The sequence below is a fragment of the Streptomyces sp. BV286 genome (genome assembly GCF_019090165.1).
Classification (GTDB): Bacteria; Actinomycetota; Actinomycetes; order Streptomycetales; family Streptomycetaceae; genus Streptomyces.
In genome coordinates, this window is the sequence record NZ_JAHRIB010000057.1 from 1 (window position 1) to 17349 (window position 17349).

General features: G+C 69.4%; 19 protein-coding genes, 2 tRNA genes, 1 pseudogene and 1 riboswitch. Of the genes and pseudogenes, 10 read left to right on the forward strand and 12 right to left on the reverse strand.

Features of this window, described 5'->3' with window-relative positions; all coding sequences use genetic code 11:
- A partial coding sequence (trmB, locus tag KUF83_RS08000) for a tRNA (guanosine(46)-N7)-methyltransferase TrmB (protein ID WP_217453884.1) occupies positions 1-751 on the forward strand: 751 nt, incomplete at its 5' end.
- Between the two features lie 177 nt (positions 752-928).
- The gene (locus KUF83_RS08005; protein WP_217453885.1) at positions 929-2248 is read left to right on the forward strand and encodes a PrsW family intramembrane metalloprotease; all 1320 of its coding nucleotides are present in this window, start codon (positions 929-931) and stop codon (positions 2246-2248) included.
- 178 nt (positions 2249-2426) lie between these two features.
- On the opposite strand, the gene KUF83_RS08010 is transcribed toward KUF83_RS08005, so the two are convergent.
- The 5 genes from KUF83_RS08010 to KUF83_RS08030 all read right to left on the reverse strand — a co-directional run bounded on the left by KUF83_RS08010 (position 2427) and on the right by KUF83_RS08030 (position 7653).
- A complete protein-coding gene (locus tag KUF83_RS08010) occupies positions 2427-3371 on the reverse strand; it encodes an aldo/keto reductase (RefSeq protein ID WP_217453886.1) in 945 nt (314 codons plus the stop codon).
- A 76-nt stretch (positions 3372-3447) separates the two neighbouring features.
- Positions 3448-4497: a M23 family metallopeptidase gene (locus KUF83_RS08015; protein ID WP_217453887.1), complete on the reverse strand. Its 1050-nt coding sequence runs from the start codon at positions 4495-4497 to the stop codon at positions 3448-3450.
- 11 nt (positions 4498-4508) lie between these two features.
- Positions 4509-4665: riboswitch (cyclic di-AMP (ydaO/yuaA leader) on the reverse strand.
- Positions 4666-4971: 306 nt separating this feature from the next.
- Positions 4972-6099, reverse strand: coding sequence for a PP2C family protein-serine/threonine phosphatase (locus KUF83_RS42565; protein WP_217453888.1), 1128 nt, complete (start codon positions 6097-6099; stop codon positions 4972-4974).
- A 224-nt stretch (positions 6100-6323) separates the two neighbouring features.
- Positions 6324-6397 (reverse strand) — tRNA-Met (locus tag KUF83_RS08025).
- A 116-nt stretch (positions 6398-6513) separates the two neighbouring features.
- Entirely contained in the window at positions 6514-7653 is a 1140-nt protein-coding gene (locus tag KUF83_RS08030; RefSeq protein ID WP_217453889.1) for a dihydrofolate reductase family protein, read from the reverse strand.
- Positions 7654-7759: 106 nt separating this feature from the next.
- On the opposite strand from KUF83_RS08030, the gene KUF83_RS08035 reads away from it, so the two are divergent.
- The 3 genes from KUF83_RS08035 to KUF83_RS08045 all read left to right on the forward strand — a co-directional run bounded on the left by KUF83_RS08035 (position 7760) and on the right by KUF83_RS08045 (position 9567).
- A complete protein-coding gene (locus KUF83_RS08035) occupies positions 7760-8275 on the forward strand; it encodes a MarR family winged helix-turn-helix transcriptional regulator (RefSeq protein ID WP_217453890.1) in 516 nt (171 codons plus the stop codon).
- Between the two features lie 171 nt (positions 8276-8446).
- The gene (ribA, locus tag KUF83_RS08040; RefSeq protein WP_217453891.1) at positions 8447-9076 is read left to right on the forward strand and encodes a GTP cyclohydrolase II; all 630 of its coding nucleotides are present in this window, start codon (positions 8447-8449) and stop codon (positions 9074-9076) included.
- 83 nt (positions 9077-9159) lie between these two features.
- On the forward strand, positions 9160-9567 hold the full coding sequence (locus KUF83_RS08045) for a hypothetical protein (protein ID WP_217453892.1): 408 nt from the start codon (positions 9160-9162) through the stop codon (positions 9565-9567).
- A gap of 70 nt (positions 9568-9637) precedes the next feature.
- Here the strand turns inward: KUF83_RS08045 and KUF83_RS08050 are convergent, their stop codons facing one another.
- The gene (locus KUF83_RS08050; protein WP_217453893.1) at positions 9638-9961 is read right to left on the reverse strand and encodes a hypothetical protein; all 324 of its coding nucleotides are present in this window, start codon (positions 9959-9961) and stop codon (positions 9638-9640) included.
- Positions 9961-10305, reverse strand: coding sequence for a hypothetical protein (locus tag KUF83_RS08055; protein ID WP_217453894.1), 345 nt, complete (start codon positions 10303-10305; stop codon positions 9961-9963). The genes KUF83_RS08050 and KUF83_RS08055 overlap by 1 nt, the downstream gene beginning before the upstream one ends.
- 173 nt (positions 10306-10478) lie before the next feature.
- Here KUF83_RS08055 and KUF83_RS08060 point away from each other — a divergent pair, with 173 nt between their 5' ends.
- The 4 genes from KUF83_RS08060 to KUF83_RS08075 all read left to right on the forward strand — a co-directional run bounded on the left by KUF83_RS08060 (position 10479) and on the right by KUF83_RS08075 (position 12421).
- On the forward strand, positions 10479-10754 hold the full coding sequence (locus KUF83_RS08060) for a GntR family transcriptional regulator (RefSeq protein ID WP_217453895.1): 276 nt from the start codon (positions 10479-10481) through the stop codon (positions 10752-10754).
- A 74-nt stretch (positions 10755-10828) separates the two neighbouring features.
- Positions 10829-11083, forward strand: coding sequence for a GntR family transcriptional regulator (locus tag KUF83_RS08065; protein WP_217453896.1), 255 nt, complete (start codon positions 10829-10831; stop codon positions 11081-11083).
- A gap of 426 nt (positions 11084-11509) precedes the next feature.
- Positions 11510-11851, forward strand: a complete 342-nt coding sequence (locus tag KUF83_RS08070; protein ID WP_217453897.1) for a hypothetical protein — start codon at positions 11510-11512, stop codon at positions 11849-11851.
- Positions 11852-12082: 231 nt separating this feature from the next.
- A complete protein-coding gene (locus KUF83_RS08075) occupies positions 12083-12421 on the forward strand; it encodes a hypothetical protein (protein WP_217453898.1) in 339 nt (112 codons plus the stop codon).
- A 303-nt stretch (positions 12422-12724) separates the two neighbouring features.
- Here KUF83_RS08075 and KUF83_RS08080 read toward each other — a convergent pair whose 3' ends face one another.
- Positions 12725-13171 carry a hypothetical protein gene (locus KUF83_RS08080; RefSeq protein WP_217453899.1) on the reverse strand — a complete coding sequence of 149 codons (447 nt, stop codon included), beginning with the start codon at positions 13169-13171 and terminating at the stop codon, positions 12725-12727.
- A 73-nt stretch (positions 13172-13244) separates the two neighbouring features.
- On the opposite strand from KUF83_RS08080, the gene KUF83_RS08085 reads away from it, so the two are divergent.
- Positions 13245-13397, forward strand: a complete 153-nt coding sequence (locus KUF83_RS08085) for a hypothetical protein (protein WP_217453900.1) — start codon at positions 13245-13247, stop codon at positions 13395-13397.
- Here KUF83_RS08085 and KUF83_RS08090 read toward each other — a convergent pair.
- From KUF83_RS08090 to KUF83_RS08105, 4 genes and pseudogenes are all read right to left on the reverse strand, one after another.
- Entirely contained in the window at positions 13394-14851 is a 1458-nt protein-coding gene (locus tag KUF83_RS08090) for a 5'-methylthioadenosine/S-adenosylhomocysteine nucleosidase (protein WP_217453901.1), read from the reverse strand. The genes KUF83_RS08085 and KUF83_RS08090 overlap by 4 nt on opposite strands.
- Positions 14852-15120: 269 nt before the next feature.
- Positions 15121-15193 (reverse strand) — tRNA-Lys (locus KUF83_RS08095).
- Between the two features lie 122 nt (positions 15194-15315).
- Positions 15316-16857 carry an amino acid permease gene (locus KUF83_RS08100; protein WP_217453902.1) on the reverse strand — a complete coding sequence of 514 codons (1542 nt, stop codon included), beginning with the start codon at positions 16855-16857 and terminating at the stop codon, positions 15316-15318.
- Between the two features lie 154 nt (positions 16858-17011).
- Positions 17012-17349, reverse strand: a pseudogene (locus KUF83_RS08105) (RNA helicase); the annotation flags it as partial.

The window sequence follows — 17349 nt, forward strand, 5'->3', positions numbered from 1 at the left end:
CGAACCCCGCTTCCCCGACGGCCCCCGCGCCGACCCGGCAGGCTCCCACTTCGAGCGACGGATCCGCAGCTTCCAGCCACGCCGCAGCCGCGTCACCCAGGGCCAGGAGGACGCGCTGCAGCGTCTGTGGCCGAAGTGGGGCCTGGACATCGACGGACAGCGGACCCTCGACCTCGCCGAGCTGTTCGGGGCGGACATCCCGGTCGTGCTGGAGATCGGCTTCGGCATGGGCGAGGCGACTGCCGTTATGGCCTCCGAGGACCCGGGCACCGGAATCCTCGCCGTCGACGTCCACACCCCGGGCCAGGGCAACCTGCTGAACCTCGCGGACCGGGCCGGCCTGTCCAACCTCCGCGTCGGCAACGGCGACGCGATCATCCTGCTGCGCGAGATGCTGGCGCCGGACTCCCTGGCCGGCCTGCGGATCTACTTCCCGGACCCGTGGCCCAAGAAGCGCCACCACAAAAGGCGCCTGATCCAGCCGGAGTTCCTCACACTCGCCGCGTCCCGCCTGCGCCCCGGCGCACTGCTGCACTGCGCGACGGACTGGGAGCCGTACGCCGAGGTCATGCTCGAAGTCCTCACCGCGCACCCGGACTTCGAGAACACCCGGCCCGACGGCGGCTTCGCGCCACGTCCCGTCTTCCGGCCCCTGACGCGTTTCGAGGGCCAGGGCCTGGACAAGGGTCACGCAGTGAACGATCTGCTGTTCCGCCGCGTACCGCTTACCGAGGACGGCACGGGCGACTGAGCCCGTGCGGGGTCCGGCGAGCGACGTGCGAGGCGTGGACCGCGCACCGCATCCCGCGACGGGGAGAACACGGAGGACTGATCGCACCCACACGGCGGAGCCGCACGAAGCCACGGCCCCACGCGCCCGAGGAGGCGCTCTCGCGGGCCACGCCCCTCCCTCGTTAGGGTTTTTGTCATGGCCACCAGCCTTCCACCCCCGGCACCCCCCGGCTTTCCCGCCGGAGGCATCCGTCGGCGCGCGCGCTGGTGGCAGCGCAAGTGGGTGCGTTACGGCGCGCTGACCGCCCTGCTCACCCTCTCGGGCCTCGTGATCCTGGCGCTCGTCCGCAAACAGACCGGCACCGAGGGCTTCCTGGTGGGCCTGGGGCTGGCCGTACTGCCCGTCCCGCTGCTCGTCGCCGCGTTCCGGTGGCTGGACCGGGTCGATCCGGGGCCCTGGAGAAACATCCTCTTCTCCTTCGCGTGGGGCGCCTGCGCGGCCGCGCTGATAGCCATCGTCGCGAACAGCTTCGCGACCCAGTGGATAGCGACGGCCACCGCCGACCCGTCCCATGCCGACACCCTCGGCGCGACCGTCATAGCGCCGGTCGTCGAGGAGTCGGCGAAGGCCGCGGCGGTCCTGCTCGTCTTCCTGTTCCGCAGACGGAACTTCACGGGGATCGTCGACGGCGTGGTGATAGCAGGGGTCACCGCGACGGGCTTCGCGTTCACCGAGAACATCCTCTATCTGGGCACCGCGTTCGGCACCGACCAGCTCACCGGCGACACGGGCATCTTCTCCGTCACCGCCGCGACCTTCTTCGTACGCGTGATCATGTCGCCCTTCGCGCACCCGCTGTTCACCGTGCTGACCGGGATCGGTTTCGGCATCGCCGCGCGTGCCGCGGACCGCCAGCAGGTGCGCCGTGTGCTCCTCCCGATCACCGGGCTGCTGCTCGCGATGGGCATGCACGCGATGTGGAACGGCTCGTCGAGCTTCGGCGACTACGGCTTCTTCGCGGTCTACGCGGCCTTCATGGTGCCGTCGTTCGGGCTGCTCACCTGGCTGGCCGTCTGGACCCGCCAGCGCGAACTGGGCACGGTCCGCGACGAACTGCCCCCGTACGCCATGGCGGGCTGGCTCGCCGCACCCGAGCCGTTCGTCCTCGGCTCGATGAAGGCCCGGCGGCTGGCCCGCGAGTACGCGACCCACCACGGCGGCCGCGACGCGGGCCGGGCCGTCGCGGAGTACGAGGCGTACGCGACGTCGCTGGCGTTCCTGCGTCACCGGGGCCGCCGGGGCCGGGCGGGCGCGGACTTCGTCGTACGCGAACGGGAGCTGCTCCACGAGCTGTGGGCCCGCCGCGAGCCGGCCCGCCCGGCCCTGGCGTACGCGGCCAGAGCGACGGCCCCGCCCCCGGCGCCGCCACCCTGGCCGGGACACGGGTACCCATACACGGGACATCAGCACGCGGCATCGGCGCCGCACCCCACGTACAACCCGTACCGGACCTGAGCCACTGCCACGGCAATCACCGCGGAACCTCCGGCCCCCTCCGGACCCCTCTCCGGAACCAGGCGCAGAACCCGCGCAGGCCCCGATGACCTCTCGGGCGCGGAACTCGGCCGCTCAGGGCCACAGAACCTCAGGGCCACAGAACCTCAGGACCACGGGACCACGGGACCACGGGACCTCAGCCGGAGGCGGTGGTCAGCTTCGTGAGGTCCGCGTCCGTGAGCGTCAGCTCCGCCACCTTCAGCAGCGCCGGCAGCTGCTCCACCGTACGGGCGCTGGCGATCGGCGCGGCAACGGTCGGGCGGGACGCCAGCCAGGCCAGGGCCACGGTCGCGATCTCGGCCCCGCGTTCCTGCGCGACCTCGTCGAGCGCGGCCAGGACCCGCTGCCCCCGCTCCGTCTCCAGGTGCTTGCCCGCCGAACCGGCCCGGGGGCTGTCGACACGGGCGCCCGCCCGGTACTTGCCGGTGAGGAAGCCCGCCGCGAGCGCGGAGTAGGGCACGGCGGCCAGTCCGCCGCGTGAGGCGATGTCCTGGAGCGGTCCTTCGTACGTGTCGCGGGAGACCAGGTTGTAGTGGGGCTGGAGCGCCACGTACCGCGCGAGGCCCTCGCGGTCGGAGAAGTCCAGGGATTCCTGGAGCCGTTCGGGAGAGAGGTTGGACGCGGCGATCGCGCGGACCTTGCCGGAGCGCACGAGCTCGTCCAGGGCCGAGAGGATCTCCTCGACCGGCACGGACGGGTCGTCGAAGTGCGTGTAGTAGAGGTCGATGTGGTCCGTCTTCAGGCGGCGCAGCGACGCCTCGGCGGCCGCCTTGATGTTCGCCGCGGACAGGCCCTTGTACTGAGGGTGGGCACCGACCTTGGTCGCGACGAGGACGTCGGCGCGGTTGCCGCGCGCGGTCAGCCAGTCGCCGAGGACGGTCTCGGACTCACCGCCCTCGTTGCCCGGCGCCCAGGACGAGTACGTGTCGGCGCTGTCCACGAAGTTCCCGCCGGCGCCGGTGTACGCGTCGAGCACGGCGAAGGAACTGGCCTTGTCGGCGGTCCAGCCGAAGACGTTGCCGCCGAGGGCGAGCGGGAAGACCTCCAGGTCGGACGGACCCAGCTTGCGAAGAGAAGTCATGGGTACGTCAACGGCCGTACCGGACGGCCGTATTCCGCATGTGCGGGCATGTACGGGCGTCCGGACCGCGGACTACCTATACGTTGAGGCCCTTGCCGCGCAGCCAGGCCATCGGGTCGATGCCGCTGCCGCCGCTGGTGTGGACCTCCAGGTGCAGGTGCGCCCCGGTGACGTTGCCGGTCGCGCCCACGCGGCCGATGACGTCGCCCGTGCCGACCTTCTGCCCGACGCTGACGCCGATCGACGACTGGTGGGCGTACCAGACCTCGGTGCCGTCGTCGAGCGTGAGGACCGTGCGGTAGCCGTACGAGCCGTTCCAGCCCGCCTCGGTGATCGTGCCGCTGTGAACGGCCTTGATCGGGGTACCCGTGGGAGCGGCGAAGTCCAGACCCGTGTGCTGGCCCGAGGACCACAGCGAGCCGGACTGCCCGTAGGTCGAGGTGATCGTGTACGAGGAGGTGGGCAGCGTGTACTGCGTGGCGAGTTCGGCGAGGCGCGCGGCCTCGGCCTTCTTCTTGGCCTCGTCCTTCTTCTTCTGCTCGGCGGCGGCGGCCTTGGCCTTCGCCGCGTCCTGCTCCTTGGCCGCCAGCGTGGCGGCCTTCTTCGCGGCGGCGGCCTCCGCGGCCGCCTGGGCCTCGCGGTCGACCTGGTCCTGCTGGAGCTCCGCCTGGAGCATGATGCGGGTGCGCAGGGCCTCACCGGCGTCCGCGCTGCCCTGCTCGGCGTCGGCCGTGGTGAGGCCGGCGGCGGTGAGCGGCGTGCTGGAACCCTCGGGGGCCTCGTCGTCCGAGATCAGCGAGCCCACGTTCGGCAGGTCGGGGATCGAGATCGACACCGGCGGCTTGCCGGTCTGCGCGGTGGCCATGCCGCCCGCGCCGACGGCGGCTATGACACCGACGCCCAGAACTGTGGAGCTGCGGGCGAGTCCTCCGCCGCGCTGCTTGGAGACGCGGTGCCGGCCGCGGACGGGAGCGATGGTGTCCGCGCTGGGATTCCAGACCTCCCAGGTCTCCTCGTCCTTACGAGCGCCGTAGGCGAACGTGTCGGGCTTCTTGTCACCCGAGGTGTCCCCCGTGAACTCATTCGGCACGAACGAGGGTGTGGGGGCAGGCCTGTTGGACGCCACGTGGGCGCGCTCCTTTCCTTCCTTCTCGCCTACCGGGTTAGCTGACGGGTTCGGAGCAGGAAGGTCTCCTACGCGCGTCAACCACGGTGTTGCCACCGCGAAAGACACGCGATTCACCCCATGTAGGTGGTTCCCCGGTTCCCTTGCGGGATTCGGCGCGTGCGCACGGAGCCGTCTCTTGTGACGGCTGGGACGACCGCGCTGCGTTATCGAACGTTAATAGACGCGGGCACCGGATTCCAAGCTGTTCTTGATGATCGTTAAGGCTCTTGACCTGGACCAACAGGTCATGAGCGGGGTAAATCGGACGAGTTGATCGCCATTCACAGGTGACGGATCTGTTGACGGTGCGTCAGTTGTTGTGCGCAGGGGCGTCATTCGACTACTGCAGGTGATATAGACCCCGGACGGTCGCGGCCAGGCCGCGGGAACCCACGGGAAGGCCGCTAGAGGGGCAGGGGGAAGGGCGTACCGCTACGGCCGTCGCACGGCGAGCAGCGCCATGTCGTCCGTGGACCGGCCCCCGGTGTACCGGTGGACGTCGTCCACCAGCTCGTCGAGCAGTTCGTCGGGCCCGGCGAAGACCCGCCCGGACAGCCGTCGCACCGGATCGAAGAACACGCCCCGCTCGTCCCGGGCCTCGGACAGCCCGTCGGTGTGGAGGAGCAGCACGGCCCCGCCCGGGAGCGCCTCCTCCTGCGCGCGGTCGGGCCGGTCGCCCAGCTCCCCCATCCCGAGGGGCAGCGAGGGATGCGCCGCGTCGAGCGTGCGGACGGTTCCGTCGCCGTGCAGGAGAAGGGGCCCGGGGTGGCCGCGGTTGACGAGTCGGACGACCTGGGCGCCGTGCGGGATCTCGGCGAGGACGGCGGTGGTGAAGCCCTCGGAGATCTCGACGCTGTCCCGCCGGACGCCCTCGCGCGCCAGTGCCCGTTCCAGCCGCTGGGCGACGGCCTCCAGGGTGGCCTCGTGCTCGGCGGCCTCCCGGAAGGCCCCGATGACGACGGCCACGGTGCCGACCGCCCCCATGCCCTTGCCCCGTACGTCTCCCAGGACGAGCCGCACGCCGTGCGGGGTGTCCTGCACGGCGTACAGGTCACCCCCGATGAACGCGTCCGCCTGCGCCGCCACGTATCGGGCCGCGATGTCGAGCCCGCCGATCCGCCCGGCCGGTTCGGGCAGTACGGCCCGCTGGGCGGCCTCGGCGATCTCCCGCGCCGAGGCGAGGCGGGCGTTGCCCAGGCTCACCAGCCGGTTGATGACGATCGCCAGGCCGGCGACGGTTCCCACGGTGACGACCTCGGTGACCGCGCCCGCGTCGAAGGCGAACCTGAGGTGCACGAGGGCCATGGCCGCCGTCCCCGCGATGCCCGTGCAGACGGTGGCGCCGAGTGAGAAGAGCGGTGCGGCCACGAGCGCGGCGGCCGTGAAGAAGGGGGCCGCGGTGAAGTCCTTGGGGGTGAGGAGGTCGTAACAGACTCCCGCGGCGATCAGCAGGGCGGGCAGCAGGCGGACGAGGGTGCGGGTGTGGGCGTAGGAGAGGGTCCGCCGCTCGGGCTCGACGGGCCCCGGCGCCCGCTTCTGCACCTCACGACGCCCGGCCACGTGACTCCTGCCCTTCCCGCGCTCTGTCCAGATTCCCGGGAGCGGGGGCGTGGGGCGAGCCGGCGGGAGCCGGGCGGGTGAGCGCCGACCCGTCCGGCACAGGCCGTGATGGACCTCGCGGACCCTGGGGGCCTCATGGGCCTCATGGGCCTCGTAGGTCTCACGAACCTCGTGGAAAACACCTGGGGCCGGAATCCCGTTGGATTCCGGCCCCAGGTCTTCAGTAGCGGGGACAGGATTTGAACCTGCGACCTCTGGGTTATGAGCCCAGCGAGCTACCGAGCTGCTCCACCCCGCGTCGTTGAAACCAGTGTACGCCATCTGCGGGACCCCTCGCACACGGGTTAACGCCGCCCCCTCTCAACCCTCGCTTCACCCTCCGCCGGCCCTCCGGCGGGTGCGCGGGGGCCGGGGTCAGCCGAGGTGGCGGTTGGGTGCCTTGGCCGTGTCCTCATACTCCGGGAGCACCAGGACGTCGGCGCCGTGTGCCGCGAGCAGGCCGTTCCCGTCCGCCGACGCCACGAACGTGTCGGGCTCGCGCCACGCGGTGACGACCCGGCGCACCCCCGCGTCGAGGATCAGCCGGGCGCAGGGCGCGGGCCGCGAGGCGCGGCGGGCGCAGGGTTCCAGGCTGCTGTAGACCGTGGCGGTCGCGAGCCGCGCATCGCCCGGTTCGATCCGGGCGAGCGCGGCCTCCTCCGCGTGCGCGAGGGGGTCGGACTCACGGGAGTACCCGCGGGCCAGTTCCGTGCCGTCGGCCGCGACGACGACCGCGCCGACGCTGAAGGCGGTCGGGGAGGGCGGACACTCGGCGGCGAGGCCGCAGGCGAGCTCCAGCCAGTGGTGGTCGGCCGCCGAGGGGACGGGGCCGGTGCCGGGCGCGGTGGGGACGTACCGCATGAGCACGACGTCTCCCACGGGCCGGGTCTCGACCAGTCGCATCCGGTTCCGGGGGCCGCCGGGGTACTCCCCGGGCCCGAAGAGCCGTGGCGCGTCCGGTTCGCCCACGACGAGCGGTGCGAGGGCGAGCTGCAGTTCGTCGGCGAGGCCCTGCTGGAGGAGCTGGGTGTGGACGCGGCCGCCGCCCTCGACCATGAGCCGCCGTACGCCGCGTGCGTCGTGGAGGTGCGTGAGCACGGCCCGCCAGTCCAGGGCGGACCCCACGGAGACGACGTCGACACCGAGCCCGCGCAACGCCTCCTTCGCCTTCGGGGCCCCCTCGTCGGACGTGTAGACGATCTTCTCGCCGCCCGTGGACCAGAAGTTGGCGGCGGGATCGAGGTCGCCGCTGCCGCTGACCGTGACCTTCAGCGGGTACTCCGGCCGGCCGGCGGCGACACGGGCCGCGCGCCGCTCGGCGGAGTTGACGAGGAGCCGGGGGTTGTCGGCGCGCAGGGTGCCCGCGCCGACGAGGATCGCGTCGGATGCGGCCCGTACCTCGTCGACCCGGTCGAAGTCGGCCGGTCCGGAGAGCAGCAGCCGTTCGGGGCCGGTGTCGTCCAGGCGTCCGTCGAGGGAGACGGCGGCGGACAACAGGACGTAGGGGTGGGGCATCGACGCGCTCTCTTTCGGAGGCAGGGTTCGGGCTCTTTCGGAGGCATGGTTCGGGCCGACCGGAGCCGGGCTTGGTTCAAGTTTGAAGCAAACCTACACTGGAGGCATGACGACCCGCTGGCTCACCTCCGAGGAGCAGCGCGCCTGGCGCGCCTACATCGCCGCCTCCCATCTCCTGGAGGACGCGATCGACCGGCAGCTCCAGCAGGAGGCCGGCATGCCCCACCTTTACTACTCCATCCTCGCCAACCTCTCCGAGGCGCCGGAGCGCGGCCTGCGCATGACGGACCTCGCCGAGCGGACGAAGATCACCCGCAGCCGGCTCACGTACGCGGTGACCCGCCTGGAGAAGGACGGGGCGGTGCGCCGCGAGGGATGCCGCATGGACAAGCGGGGCAGCATCGCGGTCCTGACCGACGAGGGGATGGAGCTGCTGGAGCGTACGGCTCCCGGACATGTGGAGACGGTCCGCGCGGCCCTCTTCGACCACCTCACGCCGGCGCAGGTGGGGCAGCTGGAGGAGATCTGCGCGGCGGTCGCGCGCGGCCTGGAGGGCGACGACCCGCAGGCCGCGCCGGACGACGTGCCGTGGCGCCGCCGTTCGTCCGGCTCGTGCACATGAGGCCGCCCGCACCCGCCTGACGGCCGGGACGGCGGGCCCGCCCGCCGGAGGCCGGCGCCACTCCCTCACCACGGAAATCCGTTGCTTTAACTTTAAAGCATGGGGTAGGGTCTCGATTCGAGGGTCTGCTTCAAATCTGAAGCAGATGAGGATCGTGGACCGGAGTACCGCATGCCCGACTACCCCGCCGCCACCCAGCGCTCGCGCGTGAGGGTGCCGCTGCGCTTCCACGACGGCTACAGCGTCGACGCCGAACTCGTCACTTTCCACGGCCTGACGGACGGCCGTGAGCACGTGGCGATGGTCCTCGGCGACCCCGCCGGCGCCACGCCGCTGGTCCGCCTGCACTCCGAGTGCCTGACGGGCGACGCCTTCGGCTCGTCCCGCTGCGACTGCGGCCCTCAGCTCCGCGAGGCCGTCGAACAGATCGCGACGCGCGGCGGCGTCCTCCTCTACCTCCGCCAGGAGGGCCGGGGCATAGGCCTCTACAACAAGCTCGACGCGTACGCCCTCCAGGACGAGGGCCTCGACACGTACGCCGCCAACACGGCCCTCGGCCTCCCCGAGGACGCCCGTGACTACACGGCGGCGGCACAGATGCTCACGGCCCTCGGCGTCACGGAGCTGGACCTCCTCTCCAACAACCCCGACAAGGCGGAGCAGCTCCGCTCGCTGGGCGTCGCCGTACAACACCGCGTCCCCACGGGCGTGTTCACCACGCCCCACAACGTCCGCTACCTGCGGGCGAAGGTCCTCCAGACCCAGCACACGCTGCCGCTGGCGGAGCTCACCGCGGGCTGACACGCCCGTCCGCGGGCCGAGGCCGGCGGCCGGACCTCACGCGGAAGCGGTGGCTCCGCGCGAGGACGGGGCAGGACGGTGGCATGGCGGACGACAGTGAGGTCCAGCGCATCGCGGAGGACGGCCGGCTCTGGCAGCACACGCTGCACGAGAACACCATGCTGTTCCAGCGGGGCAACCTCTTCCTGGTGGGCCAGTCGCTCTTCGCCGTCGCGTACACGACGCTCCTCACCTCGGAGGAACACCGCACGGCGGCGCGGGTCCTGGCCGCCTTCGGCCTCGTACTGGCCCTCACCTGGCTCTTCGTCGGCCACCGGCACCGCCTCTACTACCAGCACGTACAGCGACGTGCGCTGCAGCGCCTGCCCGAGTACGCCGCCACGTGGGCGAGTTGGACGGGCCGCAGACGAGGCCTGTCGATCGTGCTGATCGCCTACCTGCTGCCGTCGCTGGCCGTGGTGATGTGGACGGCCCTGCTGCTCGTCGCGTGAGCCGCCCGGAACACGGCGTGGGCCCCCGCCCCGGACGACCTGAGGCGGGAGGCGGGAGGCCCACGCGCGCTTACGGGATTTCGCCGCTCTCGGTGTCCGGTACGGGCAGACGCATGCCCCGGGACCCGGCGACGCGCAGGGCGTCCGTGAGGCACTCGGCGAGCCGGAGACCCGCGAAGCGGACCTCGCCGTGCGGCGACGCCGGGTCGTCCAGCAGCGGACGGGCGAGGGCGAGTACGTCGGCCCCTGTGGCGAGTTGGACCGCCTCCAGCTCGTCGGCGAGGCGGGACAGATATCCGCCGCCGTCCGTGACCAGGTAGCAGGGCTTGCCGTCGAGGGACGGCCAGGGCAGCAGGCGCGGCGCGAGCTCGGACGCGCCGTTCAGATGCTCCATCAGGCGGCCACCTCCTGCGCGCCGACCAGGTGCCGGTCGAGGTCGATCCCCAGATCGGCGGCGAGCACGAGAGCGAGGCGCCGACGCTGCTGAAGGACGGCTTCCTCGTCGTGGGCGGCGAGGTAGGGGCGCACGAGGGCGGAGTCGGCGCCGTCGAGAGGGGTGACGAGGCCGTACGGCGACCGGTGACGGAGGAGCCCTGGCGGCAGGGACGCGGCGGTGTGCCGTACGGCGGTGAAGTGCAGGCAGAGGTGGGTGCGGTGGCGAGTGCGGCGCCGCTTGCCCGTGCCCGGACAGAAGAGGAGTCGCATCCATTCGAGGGTGCGGCGGATAAGGTCGTACACGTTGACGCTCCTATTGCAGCGTTGGCCATGCCCCGGGAGGTCTTGTCCACCTCGCCGGGGTTTTCAGCGTCCACTTTGCCTTAGGTTGCAATAGGTAGCAACCAGAAGCATCAGGTTGCACCCTGACGGTGCCGCATGTGGTGCGGTGCTACGAGTCGCCTTAGCGTGCCGCCATGGCTAATGACCGGTGGACACCTGACCTGGCAAGTCACGTCTACGTGTATCTCCAGGTGGTGCACCACATCGCCGAACAGATCCGCACAGGACGCCTGCCCGCCGGTGCGCGACTTCCCGCTGAGCGCGATCTCGCCGAGCAGTACGGCGTGGCCGTCAACACGGTCCGCCGGGCCACGCGCGAACTTCGCGATCAGGGGCTTGTCATCACGGTCCCCATAAAGGGCACCTTCGTGCGGCCTGAGCAGCCACCCGGCGACGGGCCCCAAGAGTGAGCAAGCACAGCCGTCCCGGACCGCCGGTTCACGGGCTCGACTGTCGCGAAGAACCGGAGACCGCTCTGGACCCGATGAGCGCGACACCGCTCTACATGCAGCTGGCCGACGTCATCTCCAGGAAGATCGCGTCCGGCGAGCTGGCGCCCGACCGGCCCATCCCCTCGGAGAACCACCTCGCCGACGAGTACGGGGTGGCCCTGCTCACCGCACGACGTGCCGCCCAGGAACTGCGCGAGCGCGGGCTCATCGTCACCGTGCGCGGCAAGGGATCCTTCGTCGCCGTACAACCGCCCGACGACGAACCCGGCGAGAACGACGCCCGTTAGGCGTCACGAAGCAACACGAGCCCTCAGCTCCAAGTACCTCTGAGTTGAGGGCTCTCGCGTAGACCCTGTGGGACTCGAACCCAAAACCACTGTCTGGGGTCCCACTAGGTCGGCCTGTTCCGCCCCGTGACGCCTCATGCCGGATGGCATCACGAGATGTTGGTCAACGGGGTACCCGCCCCGACTCGGACCCTAATCGTCATGCCGCCGCATGATGTTGGCCATCCTCCGACTCGACAGCACGCGGGCCACTCCCCGGCCTCCTACTTCACTTGCGCCGCGCAGCAACGGACGCTAGAGCGCGCCAACCACGCCCGGGTGGTGGGCCTTTGCCTTTTCCCTCCCGCAATGTCGGCCCCGCCGCTACGATCCGCCGCACACCACCAGCGCTCCGGGGGAGCCATGGCCCACGCCACACCACCGCCAATGCCCGACTATCAGCCGCTTGTGCCTCCGTCACCGGTACGGAAGCGCAACCGAACCGTCCTTATCGTTGTTGCACTCGTCGTCGCTGCCGGGGTCGGCTCGACGGTTTGGGCGTTCGCACGCACCACCTACGACGAACATGTGGCGAACTGCGAGAAGGCCCTTACCTCCGCTGCGACGAAGATGGATCGGCCGGACGCGTGCGAGGCGTTGAGCCAGGACGACTACGACACGCTCCATATGGCCTGGGTCATGCAGAACGCGTTCGATGAGATGCCAAAGAAGGAACGAGACACGTTGGATTACTACGACGATGGGTCGATCAACGGGAGTCTCGACTGACGATGGGCACGCGAAAGGCCTCGCCCCGGGGTTCGGGCGGGGCCTTCGCCATGCGGTGGTCCGTGGTCTCTGCTTGCGCGAAGCCGAATGTTCGGGCCGGCCAAGTTCCCCTGCGCCACCTTCCTACCCAGCGTCACTCTCTGGTGGTGATTTAGGCGAAAGCGGTGACATACCGCAGCAACAGGGAGCACACTGCCCCACACTCCACAACCCAGCACCAGGAGCAGCGCCATGGCCAGCAATCCGTACTTCAACCAGCCCTTGGCTCCGACCCGTCCCAGCATGTTCAACAGCCTGATCGCCAAGGTGATCTGGACCCTCTCGCCCGTCGTCACGCTCGGCCTGTGCGCGGCGGTGCCGTTCGTGGTCGCCGCGGTCAAGGGTGTGGTGAAGCCGTGGCTGGCGGTGACCTACGTGGTTGGCGAGATCGTCATCATCGGTGTCGCAATGGCCATCAATCCTTCGGGAGAAGGTAGCCCTCTGACCGGATTCCTGCTGATGATCTTGATCATTACGTCAGCCACGCACACAGCGCTCCTCGACAACGAAAAAATCAGCATCGGGAAGTAGTTCCGGGTGCGTACGAGGACAGCCCCCGGACGGGAGATGCGTAACCGTCCGAGGGCGTTCCGCTGCCGCTGTCTGGACGGGCACGGCGTACCGCGCGACAGACGCCCTACTCGGGCTTGGTCTGGCCACTCACGTCTGGCGAGCCGGAACCTGAGCAGGTTCGCACAGCAGCGCTGGTTTGGCTTGTCACCATCACAGGGCGCGAGGGGCGCTTCTGGATACGGCAACGAGTGAGGGAACCAGCGCCCGTCCCCCGCAGGGATAGCGCAGCCGGATCGCTTCTCGGTGGAGCTGTTCTCACATTCAAGCGGTGTGAAGACGGACTAGTTCGGGCCACCACTTAGGGTGGTCGAGGAGCAGATCGCAGATAGTCGGGCTGTGCTCAAGGATGAAGAGGCAGTAGTCCCGCCAGTCGTCGAACGACTCCGTCTCAGGGATACGACGCGTAGCAACCAGGCCTCTTTCCAGCACGTCTGTCAGCATTTCAGCCAGCAGCAAGACACGCTCGCGTTCCACCCCACTCTCGGGGCATGGAACATCGTCATAGAAGTGCTGCCGGAGCCCGGGGAAGTCCATCATCTTGAAATAGATCTCCCTGAGACTGTTCAGGCAGAGATCGATTCCATTGATTCCATTGACGTTGCTGGCCATACGAAACTGCTCTGACACTGAGCGCGTCTGCATAGCTAAGAAGACCAGCGAAACGATCAGTCCGATCAGGCCTCCGATTGCAGTCACTACAGCTACCACGTGAGCCTCCTCCGGCAAGGGAGCCCAAGCATTCCCCCACAGGGCCGCCTATATCCGCGCGAGGATCCACGCGGTGAAGGAGATGCTGCGCCACTCCACCATCGCGCTGACCTCCGACACGTACACGAGCCTGCTCCCGGAGTTGGCCCGTGAGGTCGCCGAGAAGGCTGCGGCTCTGGTCCCTCGCGCCGCCGCACGGAAGGCCGGTAAGCCGCGAGCAACCTAGCTGCTGGACCCACGGAAGGCGAGGATCAAGCGAACGGTCAGCTCCTGGGCCAGCTCGCTGCTGCGGCCGACGAGCATCGCGGCGGTGACCGCTTCTTCCGGATCGACCCTCACGGGAGTGTCGCTCCTGTGCGAGAAGGTGGCTCGATTGGGATCGACCGCGCTGAGGCGCCCAATCATCACCATCCTCGGTTTCTCGATGCCGATCGCCGGCGCGTAGGCGGAAGCCGTCGGTACCTCGACAGCCTCCAGCAACGACAACAGAGCGGTAATTCGCTCCCGGGCGTGCTCCTCGTCGAGCACGTGGGCGAAACCCGGCTGCGGCAGGGCTTCCCAAACACTCCGCTGGCCGGACCTAGTGATCGCCAGCCCTGCTGATCGCCCGTGGCGACCCACCACAGATGCCATCGTCATCTCGGCGCCGGCGTGTACCTCAACGTGCTCCGTGTTCGAGAAGAACCCGCTAGCGCGGCCCAGGTTCACCAATTCATCGGCCAACTCCCGCATGCGGATTGCAGTAACCCTGCTCGTCATCAAAATGGGCGCCAAGTGGATCTCCAGCAAGGAGGGACCGCTGATGGAGACACTCGACGGCACGATTTCCCTGTACCAAGCCACGCGTGCGGGCTGATCGAGAGGTTGCCAGATCAGCTCGTCGGTGGGCTGTCCGGGAGCAGCCAACGCGAGGCGCGCAGCCGTATTCGCGGGTTGGAACTGGGCGATCACTTCCGTCAAGAAGAGAGCCGCATGCTGCGCTCCGGCTTCCTGCATGCCGGCACCGTCGGTGCTCTGTTTGGTTCCGTTCGCCATGTCGCTGATCCCACGAACCAGAAGGAAGGGGACCCCCGCCTTGGTGGCGGCATTGGCGAAACCTGCGCCTTCCATCTCCACAGCCACGGCGTCGTTGAAGTTCTGGTCCAAGAGGACTCGGGATGGCGACCCTGCCGGCGCATCCAGCACCAGGTCGCCAGCGGCAATGGGCTTGAAATACACCTGGGTCGTGTCTCGTTCCGTTTCCGACAGTCGCCCCCGCCAGTCATCCACGCTGTCCACGTGCATGGCTACCTGTTGAAGGTGGTGGGTGGTTTCCCAGCTGCGGGGACGTCCTTTGAACCCTGCCGTGCTCTCCTTGCCTCCGTGGTACGCATACACCTCAGAAGCCACGACCACGTCGCCCGGGGAGACATCGGGCTTGAGCGACCCCGCGATACCGACGAAGAAGACGGCCTGGGGACGTACGAAATTGATGGCCCGCTCAGTGATCACCGCCGCGGAGTCGTTCCCCGGTCCAGTGGCGGCCAGATAGACCGTCCAGGACGTTCCCGGGAGCCGACCTCGCTCGAACACCGTGCCCGCTTGGTCGACTCTCTCAAGCCCCTCCAGCAGGCGACGCACTGCCCTACGCTCCAAGGGCAATGCCGTCAACACAACGAGTGTGTCTTCAGATGCGTCCATGACCGCCCCCTTGCCGCCACCGCTATGTGCGTCTCGCGCTCATACCGTAGATCCAGTGGCCCTCGCCGAAGCGGGTGGTCATCGGCGTGTCGTGAGCCGTGCAGATCGCCCAGCAGCTGTCGCAGCCGTGTTCCTTGGCTTGCACCCTCGAACATCCGCTCAAGCATCGCTCACGCAGAGGCCCGGAAACGAGTCTGCGCCCGAGCCGACCGAAGCCGACCCGGACGCTGCATAGCAGGTCAGAGGGCATACCCCCCGCCTACAATCTGTAGACCCTGTGGGACTCGAACCCACAACCAATGGATTAAAAGTCCACTGCTCTGCCAATTGAGCTAAGGGTCCGTGCACCGACCTGCGCCGGTACACGCACCGACCCGCGTCGATGCCAGGAACGAGCATAGCCGGACGCGGCCGGGACTCCGATCGGGTATCGGTGTCCCGGCCGCGCCGTGGAGCGCGGAACCTCACGGATCGACCGGATCCGGGGCTCCCTTGCGGGCCGCCTCGCGGGCGCGGGTGCGTTCGTGGTCCGGGTTGAGGAACCAGTGCCGGGCCGAGGCGAACCACCACGCCGCGGCGAAGCCGAGGACGGCCAGGACGGCGACGGGGGCGTAGTTGAAGGTCTCCCAGGTGACCGGGGAGACCTGGGGCAGCATGAAGAGGACCGTGATGACGCCGACCCAGACGACCGCCACGACGCCGATCGGGCGGGACCAGCGGCCCAGGTGCCACGGACCCCTCTCGAAGCCCTCGCCCTTGCGCAGCCGCAGCAGCGTCGGGATGACGTACGCGATGTAGAGGCCGATCACGGCGATGGACGTCACCGCCGCGTACGCGGTCACATTGATCAGGTACGGCAGGCCGAGGACCAGCGCGCCCAGGGCGGCGAGCCACACGGCCGCGACGGGCGTGCGCGTGCGCGGGTTCACGGTGTGCCACACGTGCGAGAAGGGCAGCGCCCCGTCGCGCGAGAAGGCGTAGATCATGCGGGAGTTGGCGGTCACCGACGCCATGCCGCAGAACAGCTGGGCGCCGATCACCACCAGCAGGAGGAGCTTGCCCGCGGTCGCGCCGAGCGCGTCCAGGAGGATCTGGGCGGGCGGCACCCCGGTCGGCGAGCCGAGGGCACTGTCGTACGACTGGATCGCGAAGGTGAAGCCGAGGAGGAGGACGAAGCCCGCTATCCACGACGTCCAGATGGACTGGACGATGCCCTTGGGGCCGGCCGTGGACGCGTCGTGCGTCTCCTCCGTCATGTGCGCCGAGGCGTCGTACCCGGTGAAGGTGTACTGGGCCATCAGCAGGCCGAGCAGCACCACGTAGAAGCTGCTGCCCCAGCCCGTGTTGTTCACGAACTCCGTGAAGACGAAGGACGCCGACTGGTGGCGGTCCGGCGCGAACGTCAGCGCGCCCACGATGAGCGCCACGCCCACGACGTGCCACCACACGCTGACGCTGTTGAGGAGGCCGACGATGCGTACGCCGAAGGTGTTCAGCAGGCCGTGCAGGACGAGGATGCCGGCGAAGAGCAGGATCGTGCGGCCGGGGGTGACCTCGAAGTCGAACTGCAGGTTCAGGTACGCGCCCAGGAACGAGGCCGCCCCGAAGTCGATGCCGGCGGTCACCGCGACCTGGCCGAGGACGTTGAACCAGCCCGTGAACCACGCCCAGGCCGCGGCCGTCCGCCGCGGCGCCAGCCGGTGGGCCCAGAAGTACAGGCCCGCGGACGTCGGGTACGCCGAACAGATCTCGGCCATCGCGAGCCCGACGAACAGGGTCATGAGCCCGACCACGACCCAGCCCCAGGTGATCACGGCGGGCCCGCCGGTGTTCATGCCGAACAGATAGAGCGTCAGGCAGCCCGACAGGACCGAGATGATCGTGAACGAGACCGCGTAGTTGGAGAACGCCGACATCCGGCGGGCGAGAACCTGGGTGTATCCGAGCTGGGCCAGCCGCTCTTCGTCCGACAGCCCACTCCCACTCACTCTGGCGTCATCTGTCATGCCCCCAGCAATTCCCTTGCCAGGCATGTGATATGCGCCACAGAGGCAGGCAACTGGCCGGAAATCATGGCCAGAAAGCACTACCGACACACGCCGAAGGGCCCGGCCGACCGAAGTCGTCCGGGCCCTTCGAGTGCTACGGCGTCAGCGGCCGTCAGCCGTTGCGCTTCCAGCGCGGCTTGTCGTCGCGGCGGAAGGAGGAGCCGGAACCAGAACCGGAACCGGCACCACGGTGGTCGTCACGACGGCCGTAGGGGCGGTCGTGGCTGCCGGAGCGGAAGCCACCGCCCGCGGGGCGGTCGCCCTGGCGGTCACGGTTGAACGGACGGTCGCTGCCACGGTGGCCGGCCGGACGGTCGTCCCGGCGGAAGCCGCCGCCCGTCGGGCGGTCGCCGTCGCGGCGGTCGCGGTTGAAGCCGCCCGAGGGACGGTCGTCGCGACGGAACCCGCCACGGTCGCCACCGCGCTCGCCGTCACGACGGTCGTCCCGGC